The organism is Pseudomonas sp. JZ114, from assembly GCF_051027705.1.
Lineage (GTDB): Bacteria > Pseudomonadota > Gammaproteobacteria > Pseudomonadales > Pseudomonadaceae > Chryseomonas > Chryseomonas luteola.
Window position 1 is genome coordinate 3,785,872 of sequence record NZ_CP069256.1, and the last position, 23,211, is coordinate 3,809,082.

The following is a 23,211-nucleotide window of genomic DNA, read 5'->3' on the forward strand; positions in this document are numbered from 1 at the left end:
AAACTCTCTTCTGACCAGACTCTTAATATTTAATACTAGGCAAACTCATTACAAGGTTTCTGCCTAATTATTAAAGTATCAAACAGAGGCAACGATCTAATAAATTATTCGAAGAAAAAGCGCTGTAGCTAAAACAGGACTGTATGAAGGCACATCTGGCGGTAAATACAGACCCCTATCCGAGATATCCAAGAAGTATGTAGACACACGGTATACCTTATAACTCTTGATAAATAAAATTTTTTAACACACAAATTAAATTAAGTTCTTCAAATTAAAGATGCCCACCCATTTAGGTGGGCGATCTTATTAGCACTCCATATATACCACCTGCGTATGGGTATATTCATACAACCCATGCTTTCCATCCGCCCCTCCAACCCCTGACTTGCGTACACCCGCATGGAAGCCTTGCATGGCTTCGAAGTTTTCTCGGTTGATGTAGGTTTCGCCAAAATCAATTTCGCGGCAGGCTTGCATGGCTTTGCTCAGGCTGCGGGTATAGACGGATGAGGTAAGGCCGTATTCGGAGTTGTTTGCCAGGGCGATTGCTTCGTCCAGGCTGTCAACGATCTGGATTGGTAGGACGGGACCAAAAATTTCCTCACGCATGATCGCCATATCCTCTCGGCAACCGGCCAGCACGGTAGGCTCGTAGTGGAAGCCTCGGGGAATATCTGCGACCTTGCCACCAGAGACGACCGTAGCACCCTGGCTGACTGCCGTACGCACGCGTTCGGCAACCTTATCGAGCCCGGCCTGGTTGATTAGCGGGCCCATTTCTACCGAGGGGTCGGCAAGCGGATCTCCGTAGCGCGTTTCACTCATGGCAGCACTGACACGTGAGATGAATTCATCGGCTACGCCACGCTCGACGTATACGCGCTCGGCACAGTTACAGACCTGGCCGGTATTGATGATGCGCGAACCGCGAATGGCGCGGACGGCGAGATCTAAATCAGCGTCGGCCAGCACGATGGCTGGTGCCTTGCCGCCGAGTTCAAGGTTGAGCTTGGTGAGGTTGGGTGCAGCCGACGCCATGATGCGGGCACCCGTAGCCACACTGCCGGTAAAGCTGATCATGTCGATTCCGGCATGGGCGCTGAGCGTTCCCCCGACCTCCCCTGCCCCACTGACGACATTGAACACGCCAGGAGGCAAGTCCGTTTCGGCGACCAGTTTGGCAAATTCGAAGCAGTTGATCGGCGTCTCTTCGCTGGGTTTGATGACGATGGTGTTGCCGGTTACCAGGGCCGGCGCCATCTTGCGGGCGATAAGGAAGAATGGGAAATTCCAGGGCAGGATGCCGGCGACCACCCCAGGGGCTTACGGAACAGAAAGATGTTTTCGTTAGGCCGGTCGCTGGTAATGATTTCGCCTTCGATGCGGCGCGCCCACTCTGCCATGTAGTCGATGTAATCAGCCGTGAAGTTAACTTCGACTTCAGCCAGACCACTGACCTTGCCCTGCTCTTCGGTAATGATGCGCGCCAGCCGGGGCGCATGTTCACGGATCTTGGCGGAGATTTTGCGCAAGTACCCAGCGCGCTCTATAGCGGGCTTTTTTGCCCAGGCTTTTTGAGCAGCGCGTGCGGCCTCAATGGCACGGTTTACATCATCGCCATTAGAGGCAGGCACGTCGGTCAATCGCGCACCGGTGGCCGGGTTGAAAACACCAAGGTGCTCGCTGCTGGCCTGAAAAGCACCATTAATGAAGTTCTGATACGGTTGGGTCATGGCCGAGTCCTCTTGTTTTAGTAGGTTCGCGAAGGCGCGCTGACGGCCGGGCCTTCCTTGTAGCGACGCAGATTATCCAGGGCTGCCTGACGCATCAGGCTGATATCAATGCCCACGGCAATGAACTGGCAGCCCCAGCTCTGGTAGCGGCGAGCGTCATCCTCTTGGGGGGCAAGAATGCCGCTGACTTTGCCCGCCGCACGGGTGGCATCGATGGCATGACGGATCTTGGCCTGCACGTCGGGATGACCTGGATTGCCGGGATAGCCCAACCCAGAGGACAGGTCCGCTGGACCGACAAAGACCGCATCGACTCCTTCTACCGCGGCAATCGCTTCGACGTTCTCGACCCCCTTGGCCGACTCTACCTGTACGATCAGGCAAAGCTCCTCATGGGCAGTAGCCAGATAATCCGGCACGCCGTCCCAACGGGTTGCACGGGCCAACCCACCGCCAACCCCACGAATACCATGGGGTGGATAGCGCATGGCCCGGACCAGCTCACGCGCCTGCTCGGCTGTTTCCACCATAGGCACCATCAGGGTCTGGACGCCGATATCGAGTAGCTGCTTGATCAGCACGCTGTCACCGGTTACGGCCCTTACCACGGGCTGAGTGGCATAGGGGGCGACAGCCTGGAGCTGCGCTAGGATGGTGGGCACGGTATTGGGTGCGTGCTCACCGTCAATGAGCATCCAGTCGTAGCCAAGGCTGGCAATGATTTCCGCCGCGTAGCCTGTAGCAAAGCCGGCCCAGATGCCGTAGGTGGTCTGGTCTTTCTTGAGCGCTGCCTTGAAGGCGTTGTGTGGCATCTGCATAAGAAGTCCTGTTGTGTTGAACGTTAGGGATCAGTGAGAAGCCAGATGGCCCCCTTTTTCAGGAAGCTTGACGACAAAGAAGTAGCTCGCAGCGCCGAGCAGTGCGATCAGGGCTGCGATGACCAGGGCGAGTGTGAACGAGCCGGTCTGCTGCACGACCATACCGGTCACTACTGGAGCAAAGGCACCGCCAAAATAGCCGCCAAAGTTCTGGATGCTGGCGAGGGAGGCCACCATGCGTGACGGTACTGCCACGCTGACGAGGGACCATGTGCCGGCTACTGCTACATTCAGGCAGAACAGTGCCGCACTGAATAACGCCATGACCGGGACGACGCCCTGGGCATAGGCGCCAAGGACCGTGAAGAAGCCTGCGCCGATCAGGCCGCCGCAGATCGGCCATTTACGGCTGCGGCTGACGCTGGCGCCGCCGCGGATCACTCGGTCGACCAAAAGACCCCCGCTGATTACGCCCGCGGCTCCGGCGAGGAACGGAATACTGGCGACCCAACCTGCGCTGGCAAGGGACAGATGATGGGTCCGCTCCAGATACGCAGGCAGCCAGGTCAGGTACAACGACAGCATGTAGATGATGCCGACGTAGCCAAACACGATGCCCCAGGTCACGCGCAGTTTGAAGAGTCCGCGCCATTCGGCAAAGGTCATACGGCCCGTGCTGTCACCCTTGGCCATGCCTTCGTCGAGATAGTGTTGTTCCTGCGCGGTAAGGCTAACCTCATCACGGTTACGGTAGACGGCGTACCAGACAATCGCCACGCCCACGCCCATGACGCCCATGGCTATGAACATTGCCCGCCAGCCCAGGCCCAGAAGCAGCGCGGCGAGAATCGGCTGGGCAATTGCCGGCCCGAGGGAGGATGCCATGTTGAAGATGCCAGACGGCAGCCCTCGCTCCTTGATGTTGAACCACTCGCTGACAACCTTAGCGCCGGCCGGAAATTGAGGGGCCTCACCGACACCCAGACCGATACGCGCCAGGATCATGTGGTTCAGGCTACTGAGTAATCCCAGCATGCCTTGCGCAATCGACCAGAGGCAGATCCCCAGGCCCAGGGTCAGACGGGCACCAAAACGGTCGAGAATGCCGCCGATCGGCAGCTGCGCCACGGCATACGCCCAGGAAAAGACGGAGAGCAAAAGCCCCATTTCGGTCGGCGTGAAAGACAGCTCCTGGCTGATGGTCTGGTTAGCGATGGCCAGGGTGCTGCGGTCCAGGTAATTGACGAACCCCGCCAGCACCAGCAGTGTCAGCGCTACCCATTGAGTACGCTTGAGCCGGGCACTCTTGACCGGGATCACGGTTTCTCGCGAGGTAGACGCAGTCCCCGTTGTTGCACTCGCTGTTACACCCGTTGTTGCCTGCATATTGTTGTTATTCATCAAGGCTCTCCAGGAATCGAAATGGAGCGGTGTTCCGAATAAACCCGGAACCGGAAACGCTATTGCAAGTTCACGAACATTCCCCCGTCTACCAGTAGGGATGCACCAGTGACGTACCTGGCCATGTCCGATGCGAGGAATACGACCGGGCCGGCCAGGTCATCCGGCTCTCCCAGGCGTCCCAGGGGTGTCCGTTTAAACATGTAGTCGCGTTTTTCCTGATCGGCCAGGTCGTCCTTGTTGATATCGGTCTCGATAGTGCCCGGCAGTACGGCATTGCAGCGTATGCCGTACGGGCCAAGGGCAATGGCACAGGACTGCATAAGTGACAGCAGCCAGAAGTCGTCCCCCACCCGCTCACGCATAGTGGCTAGCGTTTCGATGTTCTTGCGCAGCCCCTCTTCACCTTAAGCAGGACCGTGCTAAAGCGCCAGCTTGCCGCCGATAAAACCCATTTTCTTGGACAGATCGGGCCATGCGCCGGTGGCATAAAACTGAAGCTCGTCCCGCACAGGGCCACCCAGGAGCTGATGGACCGGCCCCTGGCGAATTTTGCCGAGCAGGTCCCACAGAGCCAAGTCCACGCCGAAAATGATGTTGAGGACGATGCCCTTACGCCCGTAGTAGAGCGTGGCGTTGAACATCTAGTCCCAGATCTTGTCAATGTCCGTCACCCTGGCGCCTTCGATGAAGCGAGCCGGGTGCTTCTCGACGATAAACGTGCCCAGCTCACCTCCGGTTGTAACGGCAAATCCCACCGTGCCATCGCTGGCCTCCACCTCTACCACCAGCGTCTCCAGTACGTTGATACCAACGCTGCGGCGCCTCTGCCAGTATTCTGGGTACTTCGCCATGGACGTGGAGATATGGTCGTCGATCCAGTGGGCATCGCCCTGGTAATGATAATCCGCCCCGCCGCCCCGGAGGGTAAACGCACGGGCGTGTTTAATGGTGGGCATGCTTATGGACGTCTCCTTGCAGCGTATCGAAGGAAGCAGCGCGCGTAGTAGGCGCTGCGGGACTGAAGCGGTGTACCGCCAGGATCAAAAGGGCGGCCAGATGGCTGGCACCGCCAAGGAAGTAGAGGCCGGCAGCGGTGGAGTCAAAGGTAGTCTCGACCCAGCGTTTGAGGTTGGGAGCCATGAAGCCGCCCAAAGCGCCAATAGAATTGATCAGGGTAATGCTGCCTGCCGCCGCGCTACCAGCAAGGTAAGCTGAGGGAAACGTCTAGAAGATCGGTTAGACGGCAATGAACCCCGAGGCGGCGAAGCACAGAGCGATCAGCGCCAGCAGTGGCAAGCCGAACGCTACCGAGGCGGCAATACCCAGGCCACCCATGGCAACGGTAAGCGCCGCGGTTGCACGGCAATTGCCGGTGCGGTCTAAGCCAAGAGCTGGAAACCTTTCTGCAACTCTTGCGCCGACGCGCCAATGATCTCGGACTCAGGCCATAAGCCTGACTGTTAAGCTATGGACCTCTAACGGATAGATCACCTGATATGACCCCACGCATACCCTTCTGGCAAAACGCTGCGCAGCTCGACGGCGACGCTCCCCGCAAGTGGCTGTTTGAAGATGAGGGTTCCTTGACCCAGCGCCTGACGCAACTCAGCGGTAACCGCTTTGCGGTGGACGTCATTACTGAAGGATGGCAGCCGCTAAGGGCAGATGAATGCAAGGCCCTGGACGCGCCGCCGGAGACGCTCGGCTGGGTGCGCGAAGTTTTCCTGTTAGGTACGCAGACCCGCTGGGTGTTTGCCCGCAGCGTGGCAACGCGCGAGGCGCTCGAGGCCTCAGGGTTTGAGCTGGCTCAACTGGGCCAACGCCCACTAGGCGCTCTGCTGTTCAGCGATAACGCGTTTAACCGCGGCCCGCTGGAGGCCACGCGTTACCCTGCTGGCTGGCTTCCACAGGAAGAAGTGCAGGATCAGGAGCCGCTCTGGGCTCGGCGTTCGGTCTTTCGCCGGGACGGCCTTGGCGTACTGGTTGCCGAGGTGTTTCTGCCGGCGTTCTGGCAGTTTCTGAAAGATCAAAGGCTATAATCGGCCAGCCCACCGTGAAACGGCTCGGGCTTTCGTTCATTCCGATACGGCGCCGCAATGAAAAAGAACCGCTCCCGTAAAAAACCACAGCCCGCTGCCTCGCTTGCTACCGCCGCCCCGCAGAAAATCATCGGGACCACCCGGCCTAGCAGCCGCATCAAAGACTTCGCCCAACTGACGCGACTGGACAAGCCTATCGGCATCTACCTTTTGCTCTGGCCAACACTCTGGGCCTTGTGGATTGCGGGCGAAGGCCGCCCGAGCGTGAAGAACGTCATCATTTTCGTGCTGGGTGTCGCCCTGATGCGCTCGGCGGGGTGTGTAATCAACGACTTTGCCGATCGAAACTTCGACGGTCATGTCAGTCGCACCAAGGCGCGCCCGCTGGCGACCGGCAGGATAACAACCAAGGAAGCTCTGATTGCCTTTGCCGTGCTGGTTGGGCTCAGCTTCGTGCTGGTGCTGTTTACCAACGCCATCACCATCTGGATGTCCTTTGGCGCCCTGGGTATCGCTGCGCTGTATCCCTTCATGAAGCGCTACACCTATTACCCACAGGTGGTACTGGGCGCAGCCTTCTCCTGGGGAATGCCGATGGCCTTTACCGCCGAAACCGGCTCGCTTCCGCCTGAGGCCTGGCTATTATTCATCGCCAACGTGATCTGGACGGTGGGATACGACACCTATTACGCCATGGCGGATCGGGAAGACGATCTGAAGATCGGCGTGAAATCCACTGCCATCCTGTTTGGCGACGCAGACCGCATCATCATCGCGACGCTGCAGGGCCTTACCCTGCTCTGCCTGCTCCTTGCCGGTGCGCGCTTTCACATGGGCGCGTGGTTCTATCTGGGCCTTGTGGTGGCGCTAGGGTGTTTTGTCTGGGAATTCCTGAGTACACAGGACCGGGACCCCATGAAATGCTTCAAGGCTTTTTTGCATAATCACTGGGCGGGCCTGGCAATCTGGATAGGGATTGTGGTGGATTATTTGGTGCGCTGATCAAGCGGCTTCAGCTTTTTCCCATGCCTTCGGCGCTTCACGTTCTCTACACACTTACAGAGAACGTGAAGCCAGGGCGCAGCGCCTATTGGATACCGGAACAAGCGGTTCTGGTGACTTTACGGCGGCTTTCACGAATGACTCGCTTACCGCCTCCCTGGCACAGGCGATCACTCAGTCGGGCTTGATGAGACCCTGACCCAATCAATCTGCAGTGTTTCACCGCTTCCCATCCGCTGCAAATGATCAGCGACCACCCCTTCCATCCGCTCCAGCTCTTCAGCAGGAAACTCGATCTTTGCCAATAAGACGTCGCCTTGCGCCTCAAGGTGACAGGTTCCCGCCGGGAACTGAATGAAGCCCTTTCCGTCATCGAATTCCACCTGGAATTTATGCCCCCAGTGCTTGCATAACCGTGTGATGTAGCGGCCTGGACTGGCCGTGGCGATACGGGATTCGGACGATGCCATAATCGATCTCCTTGAAGAGGTGATGGGTTTGCGTGCACGCCGCTGTTGCCAGGCGACAGCCAGTCCGCTGAGGCTGATGATTGTCATACCGACCAGGGCGCCCTCGTCAGGTACATGACCAAAGAAAATGAATCCCATCAACCCTGCACAGATAATCTGTCCGTAGCTGAAGGGTGCGAGCAACGCGGGCGGCGCATAGCGGAATGCCTGGGTCAGCAACAAGTGTCCGCCCATTCCACATGCGCCTAACCCTATCATCAAAATGGCATGCGTCCAGCTCGGCGGCTCCCAGAAGAAGGGCAACAGTGATGTCATGATCACACTGTTCACCAGCCCGGCGATGAAATTGCTGGTGGTAGGGCTGTCGGTCGAGGAAAGAATGCGGGTCAGGATCTGGTAGATACCAAACATCACTGCAGACCCCAGCGGTAGCAGAACAGCTGGCGTAAACAGCGAGCTACCTGGGCGAATGATGATCAGAACACCAACAAAGCCGGTTACCACAGCGATCCACTGCGGCCGGGTCACCCGCTCTTTCAACAGGGGCACCGACAGAGCCGTTACGATCAGCGGAGCGAGGAAGTTGACCGCCGTGGCTTCTGCCAGTGGTAGATAACGCAGCCCGGCCGTAAAGAACAGGCTGGTCCCGATCAGGCACAACGCCCTGGCGATCTGCAGTCCGGGCCGCCGTGTGCGGATCACTCCCATCCCCATGCGAGGCCCGAAGACGCCCAGCATCAACACCGTATGGGAAACGTAACGGGCCCAGACGACCATCACGATCGGGTAGAACCCCGACAGGTATTTGGACATCGTGTCATGGCTGGCAAACAAGAGTATCGCGAGACAAATCAGCCCGATGCCCTTGAGCGGTTGCTCGGCAAGGCCGGAAGACGACTGAAGGCTCATTTATTGTCCTGATCGAGCACTACTGATTAGCAGGCTAAGCACTTGATCGCATAAAGGCCTGGCCCGCATAGGTAAGACCAGTATTGAACAGATGAGCCGGGAAAGAAAAGCAGAAACAGCCCTGGGCAAGCATAACCAGGGCCTAAGGGAATCAGGCCGGCTGCACCTGACGGGCACCGCCACAGGCATTGCGCAGGCTAAACTCACGCAGCTCGTGCTCTTCGGCTTCCAGAACGCCGGGCAGTCGCTCACGCAAGAACGCCACGAACGTCTTGATCTTGGCGTCCAGGTACTGGCGGGACGGATACAAGGCGTACACGTTCAATTGTTGCAGTTGATACTGCGGCAGGACACGAACCAGCGAGCCGTCACGCAACCCTTCGATGGCGGAGTAAATTGGCAGGATTCCAATGCCCAGGCCCGCCTGGATCGCTTCAGTCATGGCATCGCCCACGTTGACCTGGAACGAGGTTGTGCCGATGGTGACCATTTCCTGCCCGTTGGGTCCGTCGAAAACCCACTTTTCCAGCGGCACGACCGGACTCACCAGTCTCATACAGTCATGACTTGGCAGATCCGATGGGCTGCGAGGCAGGCCACGCGCTTCGACATAGGCAGGCGACGCACACAGGATGCTGTAGGTATGGCCGATGTTCTGGGAAACAAAGCCGGAATCCGGCAGCTCCGTCGCGACCACAATCGCCACATCGTAGCCTTCATCGAGCAGGTCCGGCATCCGGTTAGCCATGGTGAGGTCAAAGTTGACCTCGGGAAACTGCTGACGATAGCCCGCAATCGCCTTGATCATGTAATGCTGACCGATTCCGGTCATGGAATGGATACGCAGCTTGCCGGCCGGCCGCGCATGAGCATCGCTGGCTTCGGCTTCGGCTTCTTCAACATAGGCCAGGATCTGCTCGCAACGCAGCAGGTAACGCTGCCCCGCCTCGGTCAGGGCGATCCGGCGGGTGGTTCGATGGAGCAGGCGGGTACGCAGATGCGCTTCCAGGCTCGCAACGGCCCGGGAAACATGTGCGGTGGTGGTGCTCAGCACTTGCGCCGCGCTGGTAAAGCTGCCGCTTTCGGCAACACAGGCGAAAACGCGCATATTGTGCAATGTGTCCATGATGCCCCTCATTAGTTAGCAAATAAATTTTGCCATGAACGCAAGAGGGCCATTATTACAAAATGTGAGATAAACATTCACAAACCAGCCGGCTTATCTCAAGACAAGGGGTTTCCTAGAATTCACGTAGGTTTGAGCGACTCTCCCCTCGAATATCTGGACGCCTTCTGTGTCATTCCCCTGTAAGAATTCGCTGCTTGGCATAAGCTTTTTTGTTCTGACTTCAACAATCTCCGGCTGTATCAGTACCCACGGTATCGCGCCGGAGGCTCAACGTGTCAATGCCGACACCCTGGCTACGGACGATGCTATCCGTGCGGCCAAGCTGGACGCCCAATGGCCGGCCAGCCAGTGGTGGCGCGCCTATCGTGATCCCCAGCTGGACCGGTGGATCGCTGAAGCCCTGACCAGCAATCCGTCACTGGCAGCCGCAGCGGCACGGGTACGCTCGGCCAAGGCAATGGCCGGACTGGTGGAATCCGCCGAGGCGCCCCACGTAAACGGCAGCGTTGACCTGCGCCGTTACACCTGGCCTACGGATAACTTCTATGGCCCGGGCGAGTTGGCCGACCGTACCACCTGGAACAACACCGCCTCCTTGGGGCTCAGCTATAAGCTCGACTTCTGGGGACGCGAGCATGATGACAGCGAGCGTGCCCTGGATCGTGCCCACCAGGCAGCTGCCGAAGAACGTGTTGCGGTGCTCGAGCTGACGACCAACATCGTGCGAGCCTACATCCAGTTATCATTGCAATATGCGCAACGTGATGTAGCCCAAGCGACCCTGGATCAGCAGGAGCAGATCGCCAAACTGGCGAAGCGTCAGCTGGAAGGCGGTATCGGCACCCAGTTCGAGGTCAGCCAGGCCGAAGCATTGTTGCCGGAAACGCATCGACAGATCGAAGCCCTGGACGAAGCCATTGCGCTTTCCCGCAACCAGCTGGCCGCCTTGGCCGGTAAAGGCCCAGGCGATGCCGCCTCGCTGACACGCCCGCAGCTGCAACTGGGCGCCATGCCAACCCTGCCCTCACGCTTGCCACTGGAGCTGGTAGGTCATCGTCCCGACGTGGTGGCCAGCCGTTGGCAGGTTGCCATGAACGCTAAGGGTGTCGATGTAGCCCGTGCCGACTTCTACCCCAACATTGATCTGATGGCGAGCATTGGTCAGTCGATGACCATGGGCACCTTCAAGGAATTGTTCACGGCCAAAAAGACGGGTTACTCCTTCGGCCCGGCTATCTCGCTGCCCATCTTCGATGGCGGTGAGCGCCGCTCGCAGCTTGGTATCGCATCGGCAGGCTACGACGCTGCGGTTGCACATTACAACCAGACCATTATCGAAGCGCTGAAGGACATCTCCGATAACCTGATTCGTCTCGACTCGGCCAACAAGCAGGCCGACATGGCCCGTGAGTCCGTGGAAGCGGCGCAGCGCACCTACGACATTGCCCGCAAGGCCTTCGAGCGCGGCCTGACCGATTACCTGCATGTACTGGACGCCCAGACCCGTCTGTTTGCCCAGCAGCGGGTGGAGCAACAGGTCCAGGCCATGCGTCTGAGCGCCCAGGCCGGCTTGATTACCGCTCTGGGTGGCGGTGCCATCGCGCCTGAAGACGGCCCGGACGAAAAGGACCTGAAACCGGCACGTGTCGATATTGCCAAAAAGCCCTAAGGCCCTCATGAAAGCAGAAACGACTTCCACCCCCACCACCAGCGCGTTTCGCCAGGCGCTTAACGCCTGGGCGAGAAGCGACGGTGTCATGTGGATCTACCTGTTCAAGGTACTGATCGCAGCCGGCCTGACCCTCTGGCTTGCCATGCGCCTCCAGTTGCCGCACCCATCCTCGGCGGTCATCACCGTTTTCATCGTGATGCAGCCGCAGAGCGGCCAGGTATTTGCCAAAAGCGTCTATCGGTTGCTGGGCACGGTAGCAGGCCTGATCGCCATGCTGGCGCTGGTTGCCCTGTTTGCCCAGGAGCGGGTGCCCTTCCTGATCTGCATGTCAGTCTGGATTGGCCTGTGCACGGCCGGCGCCATGCGCTATCGCGATATGCGCAGCTACGGCTGTGTGCTGGCAGGCTATACCGCAGCGCTGATCGGTATTCCCGCTGTCATGAGCCCTGAAGGTGCTTTTATGTCAGCGGTTATGCGGGTGCTGGCGATTTCGTTGGCCATTATCTGCAGCGGTATCGTCTCGGCAGCCCTTTTTCCGCAGACCACAGGCGCAGCCATGCGCAACGCCTTATACAACCGCTTTGGCACCTTTGCAGGCTACGTAGCCGATGTGCTGCGTGGCAAGCTGGAGCGGCATGTCGTGGAGAGCGGTGGAGTGCGCTATGCCGCCGAGGCCGTCGGGCTTGAAAACATGCGCAGCGCCACAGCCTTTGAAGATCCGCACATGCGCATGCGCAGCGGTCGTCTCTCGCGGCTGAACAGTGAGTTCATGACCATGACGACCCGTCTGCATGCCTTGAATCGACTGCTTCTACGGTTGCGCCAGCGTCAGGCTGACGTTGTACTGTCGGCATTCGACATGGCGCAGGCTGCATTTCTGGAGCTCCTGGATAGCGTGCGTGGTCAGCCGCTGACACCACCGGACGCGGCAGCAGTCGCTGAACGTCTCTCGGCCTTGAGCGACCATACCCGCGTACGCATTCGGGAAGCCCGTGCTTCGCTACTTGCCAACGCGCCCTCCGAAGAAGATCGGCTGGACTTCGAGACGGCTGCCGAGCTGCTCTTCCGTTTGGTGGAGGATCTGCACAACTACGTCCAGACCCACGCGTCCCTGGCCGCTCCGCACCATGTACGCGAGCAATGGAAGGCGCGCTTCGTGGCCAAGGCCAATGCCATGGCAGCAACCGTGGCAGGTGTACGAACTGCCCTCATGGTGCTGCTGCTCAGCCTGTTCTGGATCATGACAGCCTGGCCCTATGGCGGCATGTTCGCCTCCAACGCGGCTGCCGTGGCCGCCCTCGCCTCGTCCAGTCCGATGCCCCACAAGACCGCCCAACAGATGGCCATCGGTGCATTTTTCGGCGTTACCGTAGGCTTTTTCATGAACTTCTTCGTCTTTACCCAACTGGATGGATACTGGATGCTCATGTTCGCCCTGGCACCCGTCTTCATGCTGGGCAGCTTTGTGGCCCTGCGTCCGGGTTACATGGGTTACGGGCTGGGTAGCATGGTGTTTTTCTGCTTTACCTCGATTCCCGACAACCCACCGGTGTATGACCCGTCAAACTTCATCAACAACGGTATCGCCGTGCTGCTGTCCATGGCGACCACAGCCGCGATTTCCTCGATCCTGCTCCCACCCAACAGCGCTTGGCTCTGGCGACGCCTGGAGCGTGACCTGCGCCGTCAGGTCGTTCGTGTAACGAGTGACCCGCTGCCAGGGCTTTCGAGCCGGTTCGAAAGCGCCACGCGCGACCTGCTCAATCAGGCCTACGGTTTGGCCAATGGCCGTCCGCAGGTGCAGAAGGCGCTGTTGGGCTGGACCTTTACGGTCCAGGAAGTCGGTCAGGCCATCATTGAGCTGCGTCAGGAGCAGGAGCGCCTACCGGCCGAGCCTCGATTTGCCGAAGCGTCCCCTTGGCGTCAGTCGATCCGCGCCATGGGACGTGCCCTGGCCCGCCTGTTCCTGAAGCCAAGCCAGACCAATCTGCAACGTGCGCTCACCGCGGTGGACCAGGCCATTGCCTGCGTTGAAGCGCAGCGTGAGCCCTATAGCCAGCATTTCGATGAGTCGCCGCTGCGTCGCATCCAGAGCTTCCTGCATTTCATTCGAACCTCCCTGCTCGACCCGCACGCGCCCCTGGCGCAATACGCTGCGCCGAGCGAGCCCGTCACAGGAATCGCCCATGCCTCGTGAGATTGCTTTCCACGGTGTGTACCTGCCCACCGTTACCGTGCTGTTCATTGTTGGCCTGCTGGTGATGTGGGTCGTTGATCGCCTGTTCGCCAGCATTGGGCTGTATCGCTTTACCTGGCACCCCTCCCTGTTCCGCCTGAGCCTGTTCGCCTGCATCTATGGCGTCATGGCGCTGACCGTCTATCGTTGAGAGCCTTGTTCCATGACCTTGAAGAACCTTTTTAGCGTATTGGCGACCCTGATCGTCGTGGTAGCCGCACTGGTGATAGGCCGGCTGCTCTGGGTGCATTATATGAACGATCCGTGGACGCGGGACGGACGCGTGCGCGCCGATGTCATCAACATCGCACCGGATGTGTCGGGCCTTGTGGTCAACGTGCCGGTGCATGACAACCAGCTGGTCAAAAAAGGCGACCTGCTCCTGCAGATCGATCCGTCGCATTACGAGATTGCCGTGCATCAGGCCGAAGCCCTGGTCGCTTCGCGCAAGGCAACGCTGGACATGCGCCTGCAAAACGCCAAGCGCCGTGCCGATATCGACAGCTTGGTCGTTTCCAAGGAGAGCCGTGAAGACGCCAGCAGCATCGCTTCCTCAGCTGAGGCAGACTACAAGCAGGCCCAGGCTCAGCTTGAAGCGGCCCGCCTGAACCTGTCCCGCACCCGCGTGGTGGCGCCGGTGGATGGTTATGTCACCAACCTCCTGGTCTACCGTGGCGATTATGCTTCGGCCGGTGCACCCAAGCTTGCGATCATCGACAAGAACTCCTACTGGGTTTATGGCTACTTTGAAGAAACCAAACTGCCCCACGTGAAGATCGGCGCACCCGCCGAAATGCGAATGATGAGCGGTATGGTGCTCAAGGGCCATGTAGAGAGCATTGCCCGGGGTATCTATGATCGGGACAACCCGCAGAGCCGCGAGCTGATCGCCGATGTGAACCCGGTGTTCAACTGGGTGCGCCTGGCACAGCGAATTCCGGTGCGCATTGCCATCGATGAAGTGCCCGAGGGGATGGAGCTGTCGGCAGGCACCACCTGCACGGTCGTGTTGGATGACGGCACCGGTCATGATCACCACAACTGGCTGGGCTTTGCCGACTGATCTTGGTACGAGCCCTCTGCGTAATGCACTCCATAGAGTGATGCTTCCGACTCGCACCGGCTGAACGCGCATACCCGAGTCTGTGTGCGTTACCGATCAGCCAATAAAAAGGGGCTGCGCCTAACGACGCAGCCCCTCTATCTGCTTTAGCCCGACTAATCAATAACCCAGAGCGAAATCCTCTTCCGCCACATCCATCAGGCTGCCAGCCCCTGCCAGCATCGCTTCGACATGCATGCGGGTACGTGGCAGCAGACGCTGATAATAGAAACGCGCGGTCTGCAGCTTGGCCTTGTAGAACGCAGCCTCATCGGTTCCGGCAGCAAGCTTCTCGCTGGCTACACGCGCCATATCGGCCCAGAAATAGGCTAGGCAGGCATAGCCAGAGTACATCAGATAGTCCACTGCGGCAGCGCCTACTTCCTCACGGTCCTTCATGGCAGCCATGCCGACCTTCAGTGTGATTTCGCCCCATTCCTTGTTCAGCTTGGCCAGTGGCTCGATGAACTCCTTGAGATCAGCATTGCCTTCCTGCGCTTGGCAGAACTTGTGAACGATCTTGGTAAAGCCCTTGAGCGACTCACCCTGAGTCATCAGTACCTTACGGCCTAACAGGTCAATGGCCTGAATACCGGTAGTACCTTCGTACATCATGGCAATACGGCTATCACGCAGGTTCTGCTCCATGCCCCATTCGGAAATGTAGCCGTGACCGCCATAGATCTGCATGCCATGGCTAGCGGCTTCGAAGCCCACCTCAGTCATGAAGGCCTTGGCAATCGGCGTGATGAAGGCCAGCAGCGCATCGGCTTTCTTTCGCTCTTCCTCATCCTGGCTGTAACGGGTCACATCTACCAGCTTGGCAGCAAAGTAGATCATGGCACGGTTGCCCTCGGCGAACGCCTTCATGGTCAGCAGCATGCGGCGGACGTCCGGGTGGACAATGATCGGGTCAGCAGCCTTCTCGGGCGCTTTTGGACCAGTCAGGGAACGCATTTGCAAGCGTTCACGGGCATAACGGATACCACCCTGGAAGGCGATCTCCGCATGGGCCAGACCTTGCAAGGCCGTCCCTACGCGCGCCGTGTTCATAAAGGTGAACATGCAGTTCAGGCCTTTATTTGGCGGGCCGATTAGAAAGCCTTTGGCACTATCAAAGTTCATCACGCAAGTGGCGTTACCGTGGATACCCATCTTGTGCTCGATGGAGCCACAGGTCACACCGTTACGCTCGCCTATGCCCCCTTCGGCATTGGGCAGGAACTTGGGTACGATGAACAGCGAGATACCCTTGGTACCCGCCGGTGCGTCAGGTAGGCGGGCCAACACGATATGCACGATGTTGTCGGTCAGGTCATGTTCACCGGCCGAAATAAAGATCTTGGTTCCGCTGATCGCGTAGCTACCGTCAGCCTGCGGCTCGGCACGGGTACGCAGCATACCCAGATCGGAGCCGCAATGAGGCTCGGTCAGGCACATGGTGCCTGTCCATTCGCCGGAAACCAGTTTGGTCAGGTAGGTGTGCTTCTGCTCGTCGGTACCATGGCTTTCAATGGTGTTCATCGCACCATGGGAAAGGCCTGGATACATGCCCCAGGACCAGTTGGCCTGGCCAATCATTTCCGACAAGGCAATACCCAGTGACTCAGGCAGACCTTGGCCGCCATGAGCAGGATCATGCGGCAGACTCGGCCAGCCACCTTCTACGAATTGCTGATAGGCCTGCTTGAAGCCTGTCGGCGTTTTCACGCCCGACTCGCTCCATACGCAGCCTTCCTTGTCACCGACACGGTTCAGCGGCGACAGGACCTGCTCGCAGAACTTGGCGCCTTCCTCAAGAATAGCGGCAACCATATCCGGGGTAGCATCCTGGCAGCCGGGCAAGCTCTGGTAATGCGCGTCATAACCCAGCAGTTCGTCACGGACAAAGCGGATATCACGCAAGGGAGCCTTGTAGTCAGGCATGACTGTTACCTCTGGAATGCATTTTTATGGGAAGGCGCCGCAGGGATCTCCTGACCGGCGTTAAACAGTTGTTTGAAACTTATGTTTTCCTCTGAGGCCTGTCAAGCGTGTCTGACCACAGGCGACACCTGGATACAAAAACGCCGCGAGTGGTTATCCACCCGCGGCGCTTGTATTACACCTTCTCCCCCTGGAGGGAACAGAGGTCAGGCGTAGGTATCGATAAGGCTTCCCAATGTTGCACTGGCTGCCTGGATAACTCGAGAGCCCGCCAGGGCCTCGCGCTTACCCGCTTGCAACTCGACCAGCTGTGCGGCCTTATCTGCCTGATTCTGAGAAGCTCCATCGACGCTGCGAACCTGGTCGACACGTGTCTGCGCATCATTTGGCAGGCTGCTGGCCGCAATGGCTGCACCGGCCTGATCGACACGGGACTGGCCCGCCTGATAGGCCGCCACCCCGTAAGTAAAACTGTTTCCGGAAATATTCATAAGCCGCTCCCTTTAACTGCTTGAGGCGTTTGGCCATTGAAGCAGATTCCGGCATCGAACCCTATGATTAAAACGTCATGCTTGCCGCTTCGCTTAGCGTCAGTTCGAATAACCAGGGGAACGGTATCAGCCGGGCAACGCCTTCTTGTTAATCTTGCGCGCCCGCCTCTGGTTGGCGCCGAGGAAAAGCCTGGACATCCACTGGTGACTGTGTGGGTCACCATAATGCAGCAGGACCGTTGCGCGCAGTGTATTAGGATCACAAGGCTCATTGGCATGTATGCTTCTATATCCCCAGAAGATATAAAGATTGCCAGGAACAAGTTTTATTTTGATGGGCTTGAGCAGATTGTACTTGATCAATAACGCTATGAACTTCTGACTTAATGGATTTTGAATAAGTGCTTTCTCGATAATATTGATGGCCACACTGCTCCTGATACGGCGGGTATTGGGAAACATAATAAAATCGCCACACTGGTCAGTATCATTTGGAATGAAAACAGGCACAAGCGCCGTTAATGCCGTGGCGTCATAATGAAAATAGTTGGACTCTTTAAGACCGGTTTTACCTTGCAGGCAACGCACGGCCGGAAAGATCTCTTCCTCTTCCGGTACCCGCCTGCCCAGACCGGCTTCCTGAACATCCGCCAGCATTTTCCTGAACCTCACCGAGGTGCTCAGCGCCTCGAAAAGACTGCCGGTTACAGACTTTATGCCATGTAGCGCAAAATATTCGGAGTTATGTTTGTGAGTTTCCCGCAGAACATAGTCACGTGCACTTTCAAGTTGTTCCGTCGAAAGAAAGTGTTCAATAACGGCATAGCCTTGCCTCTCGATGTCGAGCGCCAGCCGAGAAACGTCTTGAGCATCAATACGCTTGAAGACAGGCATACAAAATCCTTTTTCCATTCTTGATATTGTTATAAAACTGGAACTACCACCAACGTCTGAACACCATGAGCAACTATCGGTAAGTCGTATAGCAATAAATATTAAAGGCATACAGTCACGCGCCATGCCGCAATCAATCATTAAGAAGTGATTGACAGGCATAGCGAACAAACAGAAAGCACTCATAACCGCGACGAGAACATCTCTTTTAGATAAGGCGGGAAAGAGATCAATCGAGGCAAATGGACTATATGCGAAGCCGGGAAAAGCTGCGCAAAATTAAAGTAATCGCTGAAAAACTTTGTAATAAATAACGTCTATTCTGATATTAAAGTGCCTTATCACGAGCAGTCAGATACCAAAGGGGCATTAACGCGCCAATTGGCTTAAATCCAGATAATCCGCAACGGCCGCCGGCGTGGCTTCAGCCAGATAAGGAACAGTGCCCAGGCAAGGTGCAGGCAGGCGCTCATGAAGCGTGGCGAGGTTATCCTCCAGGCGTGATGTCTGCGGATCGACAATATTGGCAACCCAGCCGGCCAGGTTGAGCCCATCCTGTGCAATGGCTTCAGCAGTCAGCACCGCGTGGTTGATGCAGCCCAACCGTACACCCACCACCAGGATGACGGGAAAACCAATGGCCCTGGCTACATCGGACAGGTTCGCCTCCCCCTCCAGCGGTACGCGCCAGCCACCTGCACCTTCGACCAGCATGAAGTCGGCCTGTTTGGCCCGCATGGCCTGAATGGGCGCGACCAGGGCATCGACTGTCAAGGATGCTCCTACCTCACGGGCCGCCAGATGTGGAGCAATAGCAGGCGCAAAGGCCAGCGGATTGACCTCGGCGTAACTCAACGGCAACGAACACTCGCCCCAGAGCGACAACGCGTCGCTGTTACGCAGCCCCTCGGGCGTCATCTCGCAACCAGAAGCCACAGGTTTGACCGCTGCCGTGGAAAGCCCCGCAAGGCGGGCTACATGCAGCAGGCCGGAAGCAATGGTGGTCTTGCCGATTTCGGTATCGGTGCCGGTAATGAAGTAAGCAGACATAAGATCAGGATTCTTTCTGGAAAATGCCGTAAACCACGCGATAGCAGGCCGGGAGACCTTGGGGCTGGCGGAAGCGCTCATACGCTTGCGCCAGGGCATTCAGGCGGGCGCGTCCGGTCAAGCCAGTAGCGCGGCCAGGGTTCACGTTATGGGCGCCGAGCGCCTTGAGTTCATGGGTCAGGCTGCGGACATCCGGAAAATGCAGAACGCGTGTTTCGACGTCTAGCACCTTCTGCTTGAGTCCACTGGCCGCACAGACCCGCTGATAGTCTTCAAACTGGCGGAAACGGTTAACGTGAACGAAACCATCCACTGCCTGCCAGCTGTCCCGCAACTCCTGCAGTGTACCGGTACACAGGCTGGTGAATGCAAACAGCCCACCGGGCCGCAGGATACGCTGGGCCTCGGATAATACCGCCGAAAGGTCGCCACACCATTGAATGGCAAGGCTGGTAAACAGCAGATCGCACGCCTGGTCCTTGAGCGGCAGCCGTTCGGCATCACCCGCCACAAAGTGCTCGGCCCCGCCGAGTGGACGTGCATGGCGCAGCATGCCTTCCGCCAGGTCAACGGCGGTACCTTGCGCGTCGGGATAACGGGCCGCTAGCGCCCGGGTGAAGTAGCCTGTACCGCAGCCCAGGTCGACCCAGCGCTCTACAGCCTGCTCGGGCATACGCGCCAGAAGCGCTTCGCCGACATCACGTTGCAGGCTGGCAACGCCGTCATAGCTGGCCGCCGCCCGGGAGAACGAAGCCGCCACTTGCCTTTTATCCGGCAAGGAGGCGCCCTCCTGCATGGTTACAGGTAAAGCATCAGCCATCACGGCCCTCATAAATGAAACGTTCAATCGCTGCGGCAATCTCGTCCGGACGCTCCAGCGGCAGGCCATGGCTGGCCGGCTCGAAGACATGAACTTCGATGTCGGGTATCTCATCCATCAAGGCTTGCGCAGCCGATACCGGTACCAGTGCATCGTTTGACGCAAACAGGTGAAGTTGCGGACCGCTATACGCCTGAAGCGCCTCGCGTGTGTCCAGTTGCGCCAGCAGCTCAAGCCCGGCCACTGCAACTTCACCGGACGTCTCCGGCAAGGCCACCTGCAGCAGGCGCGCAAGCGTCTTGCGGTCCCGAGCCCCCTGGCTGACCAGATGGGTAAAGCGTTTGAGCGTCAGCTCCGCATCGAGCGTGCAAGCCTCGTAAAAATCGGTGAAGACACTGCGTGACATTGCGCTTTGCCAACCATGACGGGCAACAAAGCAGGGATTGCTGGCCATAGTGATCAACCCCAGGGTACGGTCGCCCCGCCGCCGGGTAAGCTCACTGGCGATCATGCCACCCAATGACCAGCCACCCAGCCAGACGTTATCCGGCAGCCGGGCGTCAATATCATCGAACCAGCCACTGGCATCGGCCATGTCCGGCAAGGGTTCGATCAGTACATCCAGATATGGTGCTATTTCGAGGAGCTCATCACGCAGCGGCTCCAAGGGGGCCGTGCCCAGACCCCACCCGGGCAGCAGCACTAAAGTGTCACGCATGTTCCGTTCCTTTCAATTCCGACCAAGCTTCGGCAAGTGCGGCGAGCAGACGATCGACGTGCTGCTCGCTGTGTGCGGCAGACAGAGTAACCCGCAACCGGGCACTATTGTTCGGAACCGTAGGGGGACGGATCGCCGTGACGAGAATTCCATGGCGTTTCAGGGCAGCCGAAAAAGCCAATGCCTGCTCGCTACTGCCGACCAGGATCGGTTGGATCGGGGTAAAGCTGTCCATCAGCGAAAGGCCGATAACCTGCGCACCAGAGCGGAATCGCTGGATCAGTGCATTCAAATGCTCGCGCCGCCAGGACTCTGCCTGGAGCAGCTCTAGTGCCTTCAAGGTGGCGCAGGCCACTGCTGGCGGCTGGCTGGTGGTATAAATGTAAGGACGTGCGAACTGGATCAAGGTTTCGATCAGCTCATCGCTGCCTGCTACAAAGGCGCCTGCAGTACCAAAAGCCTTGCCCAGCGTACCGACCAGTACCGGAACCTCATCCATGCCCAGTCCGAAATACTCAGCTACGCCGCCTCCCTGCCTGCCCAACGGGCCAAAGCCGTGGGCGTCATCGACCATCAGCCAGGCGCCCCGGTTACGTGTCACTTCAACCAGGGCCGGCAGGTCGGCCACATTACCGTCCATGCTGAATACACCGTCCGTTACGACCAGCGTATTACCTTCAGCCTTGTCGAGCCGGCTGGCTAGGCTTGCCGCATCGTTATGCAGATAGCGGGAGAAGCGCGCGCCGGACAGCAGTCCTGCATCCAGCAGAGAGGCATGGTTGAGCCGGTCCTCAAGGACCGTATCACCTCGGCCAACCAGGGCTGTCACGGCCGCAAGGTTGGCCATGTAGCCCGTGGAGAACAGCAGTGCCCGAGGGCGCCCGGTAAACTCAGCCAGCGCCTCTTCCAAGGCATGATGGGGGCCGCTATGGCCGATCACCAGATGCGAAGCGCCCCCGCCTACGCCCCAACGCTCGGCACCCTTTTGCAGTGCCGCGATGACGTCCGGATGATTGGCGAGGCCAAGGTAGTCGTTGTTGCAGAACGCCAGGAGCGGCTGTCCGTCGACCACTACTTCAGGTCCTTGCGGGCCTTCCAGCAGCGGTCGGTGACGGTACAGCGCTTGCTCGCGGCGCTCGGCGAGGCGTCTGGCCAGGTCGAACGGCATGATCAGGCAGAAGCAGCGTCGTAGAACAGTGCAGAATTCTTCTGCTCGATCAGGGCCTGCTCAATCGCGGCCTGATGCACTTCATCATCGTGCTCTTCGCGCTCTTCCGGCTTGATGCCCAGACGCTTGAACAGAAGCATATCCTTCTCGGCCTGCGGGTTAGTGGTCGTTAGCAGCTTCTCGCCGTAGAAGATGGAGTTCGCACCGGCAAAGAAGGCCAGGGATTGCATCTGCTCGTTCATCTGCTCACGACCAGCAGACAGGCGCACATGGGACTTGGGCATCATGATCCGGGCAACGGCCAAGGTACGGATGAAGTCGAACGGATCGACGTCCTTCTCCTGCTCCAGCGGCGTGCCCTTCACCTTGACCAGCATATTGATCGGGACGGACTCTGGATGCTCTGGCAGGTTGGCTAGTTGAATCAACAGACCGGCACGGTCATCCACGGATTCACCCATGCCCAGAATGCCACCGGAGCAGATCTTCATGCCCGCATCACGCACATAGGACAGCGTTTCCAGACGGTCTGCATAGGTACGCGTCGTGATGATGTTGCCGTAGTATTCCGGCGAGGTGTCCAGGTTGTGGTTGTAGTAGTCCAGCCCAGCTTCAGCCAACGCCTGTGTCTGCTCGCGGTCGAGCTTGCCCAAGGTCATACAGGTTTCCAGGCCCAGGGCCTTTACGCCTTTGACCATCTGCAGCACGTAGGGCATGTCCTTGGCGGACGGATGCTTCCACGCCGCGCCCATGCAGAAGCGGGTCGACCCGATGGCTTTGGCCTCGGCAGCCGCCTTGAGCACCTTCTCCACTTCCATCAGCTTTTCTTTTTCAAGACCCGTGTTGTAGTGGCCGGACTGAGGGCAATATTTACAGTCCTCAGGGCAGGCACCGGTCTTGATGGAAAGCAGCGTCGAGACCTGAACGCGGTTGGGGTCGAAATGCTGACGGTGAACCGTCTGTGCCTGGAACAGCAGGTCATTGAACGGCAGTTCAAACAGGGCGCGGACATCGGCAAGGGTCCAGTCGTGACGCGTAGCGGTAGCGCTCATGGCTCAATCCTTCGGTATAAAAAGACGGCTGCTCAGGCAGCACACGAATAATTGCCGTCAACTTTATTCGATACGAAGGTTTACATCTGATCAAAAAACAATCAATAGCCTTATTTATTTAAGGTTTTTTGATGACTGACCCCTTCAATAAGAGAACCGACGGCAGAGTATGAAACTGTGAGCAGGATCGCTCGCTTGATTGAACCCATCGCTGGTAACGAACCCAACGGCATTTACAGGTTCCAAGCGACAACATGAGGACAAGGAAAGAAACATGCGTACAGAAGGGTTCTTCGACTGGCTTGGCCAAGCCCTTGGTCAGGTCATCCGCTTCATCATCGATCTGTTCAGCACCGTACTCAATGGCATTGGCGATGCCGTCCATGACTTCCTGCAAGGCATGGCTCGCGCCATCGGCATGGATGACTCCTACATCAGCTTCGTGGTACTGATCGTCGGACTGATTCTGCTCTATGCCGCGGTTCGTGCTTTTATGCGCCGCTCCATTATTGGCGGCATCATCTGGTTGGTGTTGGGCCTGATGGTCATGAGCTGGCTCATTCGCTGAGCCTCTT

General features: G+C 58.2%; 20 protein-coding genes and 4 pseudogenes. 8 read left to right on the forward strand and 16 right to left on the reverse strand.

Features of this window, described 5'->3' with window-relative positions:
* Positions 1-309: 309 nt before the first annotated feature.
* The 5 genes and pseudogenes from aldA to JQR90_RS17800 form a co-directional block, all read right to left on the reverse strand.
* A pseudogene (gene aldA / locus JQR90_RS17780) lies at positions 310-1,736 on the reverse strand (aldehyde dehydrogenase).
* Between the two features lie 17 nt (positions 1,737-1,753).
* Positions 1,754-2,554: an HpcH/HpaI aldolase family protein gene (locus tag JQR90_RS17785; RefSeq protein ID WP_197871396.1), complete on the reverse strand. Its 801-nt coding sequence runs from the start codon at positions 2,552-2,554 to the stop codon at positions 1,754-1,756.
* 30 nt (positions 2,555-2,584) lie between these two features.
* Positions 2,585-3,955: an MFS transporter gene (locus JQR90_RS17790; RefSeq protein ID WP_286790660.1), complete on the reverse strand. Its 1,371-nt coding sequence runs from the start codon at positions 3,953-3,955 to the stop codon at positions 2,585-2,587.
* 59 nt (positions 3,956-4,014) lie between these two features.
* Positions 4,015-4,290 (reverse strand): annotated as a pseudogene (locus JQR90_RS17795) (SDR family NAD(P)-dependent oxidoreductase); the annotation flags it as partial.
* Positions 4,285-4,920, reverse strand: a pseudogene (locus JQR90_RS17800) (L-rhamnonate dehydratase); the annotation flags it as partial. The pseudogenes JQR90_RS17795 and JQR90_RS17800, both read right to left, overlap by 6 nt.
* Between JQR90_RS17800 and JQR90_RS17805 the strand changes: the two are divergent.
* The 3 genes from JQR90_RS17805 to ubiA all read left to right on the forward strand — a co-directional run bounded on the left by JQR90_RS17805 (position 4,919) and on the right by ubiA (position 6,999).
* Positions 4,919-5,173: a hypothetical protein gene (locus JQR90_RS17805; RefSeq protein WP_434140188.1), complete on the forward strand. Its 255-nt coding sequence runs from the start codon at positions 4,919-4,921 to the stop codon at positions 5,171-5,173. The pseudogene JQR90_RS17800 and the gene JQR90_RS17805 overlap by 2 nt on opposite strands.
* 281 nt (positions 5,174-5,454) lie before the next feature.
* Positions 5,455-5,997 carry a chorismate--pyruvate lyase family protein gene (locus JQR90_RS17810; protein ID WP_010796017.1) on the forward strand — a complete coding sequence of 181 codons (543 nt, stop codon included), beginning with the start codon at positions 5,455-5,457 and terminating at the stop codon, positions 5,995-5,997.
* 57 nt (positions 5,998-6,054) lie between these two features.
* Entirely contained in the window at positions 6,055-6,999 is a 945-nt protein-coding gene (gene ubiA / locus JQR90_RS17815) for a 4-hydroxybenzoate octaprenyltransferase (RefSeq protein ID WP_010796018.1), read from the forward strand.
* A gap of 170 nt (positions 7,000-7,169) precedes the next feature.
* On the opposite strand, the gene JQR90_RS17820 is transcribed toward ubiA, so the two are convergent.
* The 3 genes and pseudogenes from JQR90_RS17820 to JQR90_RS17830 all read right to left on the reverse strand — a co-directional run bounded on the left by JQR90_RS17820 (position 7,170) and on the right by JQR90_RS17830 (position 9,504).
* Positions 7,170-7,469: a DUF2218 domain-containing protein gene (locus JQR90_RS17820; RefSeq protein ID WP_167670396.1), complete on the reverse strand. Its 300-nt coding sequence runs from the start codon at positions 7,467-7,469 to the stop codon at positions 7,170-7,172.
* Between the two features lie 36 nt (positions 7,470-7,505).
* A pseudogene (locus JQR90_RS17825) lies at positions 7,506-8,378 on the reverse strand (DMT family transporter); the annotation flags it as partial.
* 151 nt (positions 8,379-8,529) lie between these two features.
* Positions 8,530-9,504 carry a LysR family transcriptional regulator gene (locus JQR90_RS17830; RefSeq protein ID WP_010796020.1) on the reverse strand — a complete coding sequence of 325 codons (975 nt, stop codon included), beginning with the start codon at positions 9,502-9,504 and terminating at the stop codon, positions 8,530-8,532.
* Positions 9,505-9,673: 169 nt separating this feature from the next.
* On the opposite strand from JQR90_RS17830, the gene JQR90_RS17835 reads away from it, so the two are divergent.
* Genes JQR90_RS17835 through JQR90_RS17850 form a run of 4 tightly spaced genes read left to right on the forward strand, consistent with a single transcriptional unit; the run spans position 9,674 to position 14,478 of the window.
* Positions 9,674-11,176 (forward strand): efflux transporter outer membrane subunit, encoded by a 1,503-nt coding sequence (locus tag JQR90_RS17835; protein ID WP_312271976.1) that lies wholly within the window; start codon positions 9,674-9,676, stop codon positions 11,174-11,176.
* Between the two features lie 7 nt (positions 11,177-11,183).
* Entirely contained in the window at positions 11,184-13,376 is a 2,193-nt protein-coding gene (locus JQR90_RS17840; protein WP_434140189.1) for an FUSC family protein, read from the forward strand.
* A complete protein-coding gene (locus JQR90_RS17845) occupies positions 13,366-13,566 on the forward strand; it encodes a DUF1656 domain-containing protein (RefSeq protein WP_010796023.1) in 201 nt (66 codons plus the stop codon). The genes JQR90_RS17840 and JQR90_RS17845 overlap by 11 nt, the downstream gene beginning before the upstream one ends.
* Positions 13,567-13,578: 12 nt before the next feature.
* Positions 13,579-14,478 (forward strand): efflux RND transporter periplasmic adaptor subunit, encoded by a 900-nt coding sequence (locus JQR90_RS17850; protein WP_010796024.1) that lies wholly within the window; start codon positions 13,579-13,581, stop codon positions 14,476-14,478.
* A gap of 159 nt (positions 14,479-14,637) precedes the next feature.
* On the opposite strand, the gene JQR90_RS17855 is transcribed toward JQR90_RS17850, so the two are convergent.
* From JQR90_RS17855 to bioB, 8 genes are all read right to left on the reverse strand, one after another.
* Positions 14,638-16,443, reverse strand: a complete 1,806-nt coding sequence (locus tag JQR90_RS17855) for a phenylacyl-CoA dehydrogenase (RefSeq protein WP_010796025.1) — start codon at positions 16,441-16,443, stop codon at positions 14,638-14,640.
* 206 nt (positions 16,444-16,649) lie between these two features.
* Entirely contained in the window at positions 16,650-16,934 is a 285-nt protein-coding gene (locus JQR90_RS17860; RefSeq protein WP_010796026.1) for a hypothetical protein, read from the reverse strand.
* A 126-nt stretch (positions 16,935-17,060) separates the two neighbouring features.
* Positions 17,061-17,828 carry a hypothetical protein gene (locus tag JQR90_RS17865; RefSeq protein WP_010796027.1) on the reverse strand — a complete coding sequence of 256 codons (768 nt, stop codon included), beginning with the start codon at positions 17,826-17,828 and terminating at the stop codon, positions 17,061-17,063.
* A 369-nt stretch (positions 17,829-18,197) separates the two neighbouring features.
* A complete protein-coding gene (bioD, locus tag JQR90_RS17870; RefSeq protein WP_010796028.1) occupies positions 18,198-18,878 on the reverse strand; it encodes a dethiobiotin synthase in 681 nt (226 codons plus the stop codon).
* 4 nt (positions 18,879-18,882) lie between these two features.
* On the reverse strand, positions 18,883-19,698 hold the full coding sequence (gene bioC, locus JQR90_RS17875) for a malonyl-ACP O-methyltransferase BioC (protein WP_010796029.1): 816 nt from the start codon (positions 19,696-19,698) through the stop codon (positions 18,883-18,885).
* Positions 19,691-20,416, reverse strand: coding sequence for an alpha/beta fold hydrolase (locus JQR90_RS17880; protein WP_010796030.1), 726 nt, complete (start codon positions 20,414-20,416; stop codon positions 19,691-19,693). Before JQR90_RS17880 ends, bioC begins: the two co-directional genes overlap by 8 nt.
* Positions 20,409-21,584 carry an 8-amino-7-oxononanoate synthase gene (bioF, locus tag JQR90_RS17885; RefSeq protein WP_010796031.1) on the reverse strand — a complete coding sequence of 392 codons (1,176 nt, stop codon included), beginning with the start codon at positions 21,582-21,584 and terminating at the stop codon, positions 20,409-20,411. The genes JQR90_RS17880 and bioF overlap by 8 nt, the downstream gene beginning before the upstream one ends.
* Before the next feature lie 2 nt (positions 21,585-21,586).
* Positions 21,587-22,636 (reverse strand): biotin synthase BioB, encoded by a 1,050-nt coding sequence (gene bioB, locus JQR90_RS17890; protein WP_010796032.1) that lies wholly within the window; start codon positions 22,634-22,636, stop codon positions 21,587-21,589.
* Between the two features lie 274 nt (positions 22,637-22,910).
* On the opposite strand from bioB, the gene JQR90_RS17895 reads away from it, so the two are divergent.
* Entirely contained in the window at positions 22,911-23,204 is a 294-nt protein-coding gene (locus JQR90_RS17895) for a hypothetical protein (protein ID WP_010796033.1), read from the forward strand.
* Positions 23,205-23,211 lie beyond the last annotated feature (7 nt).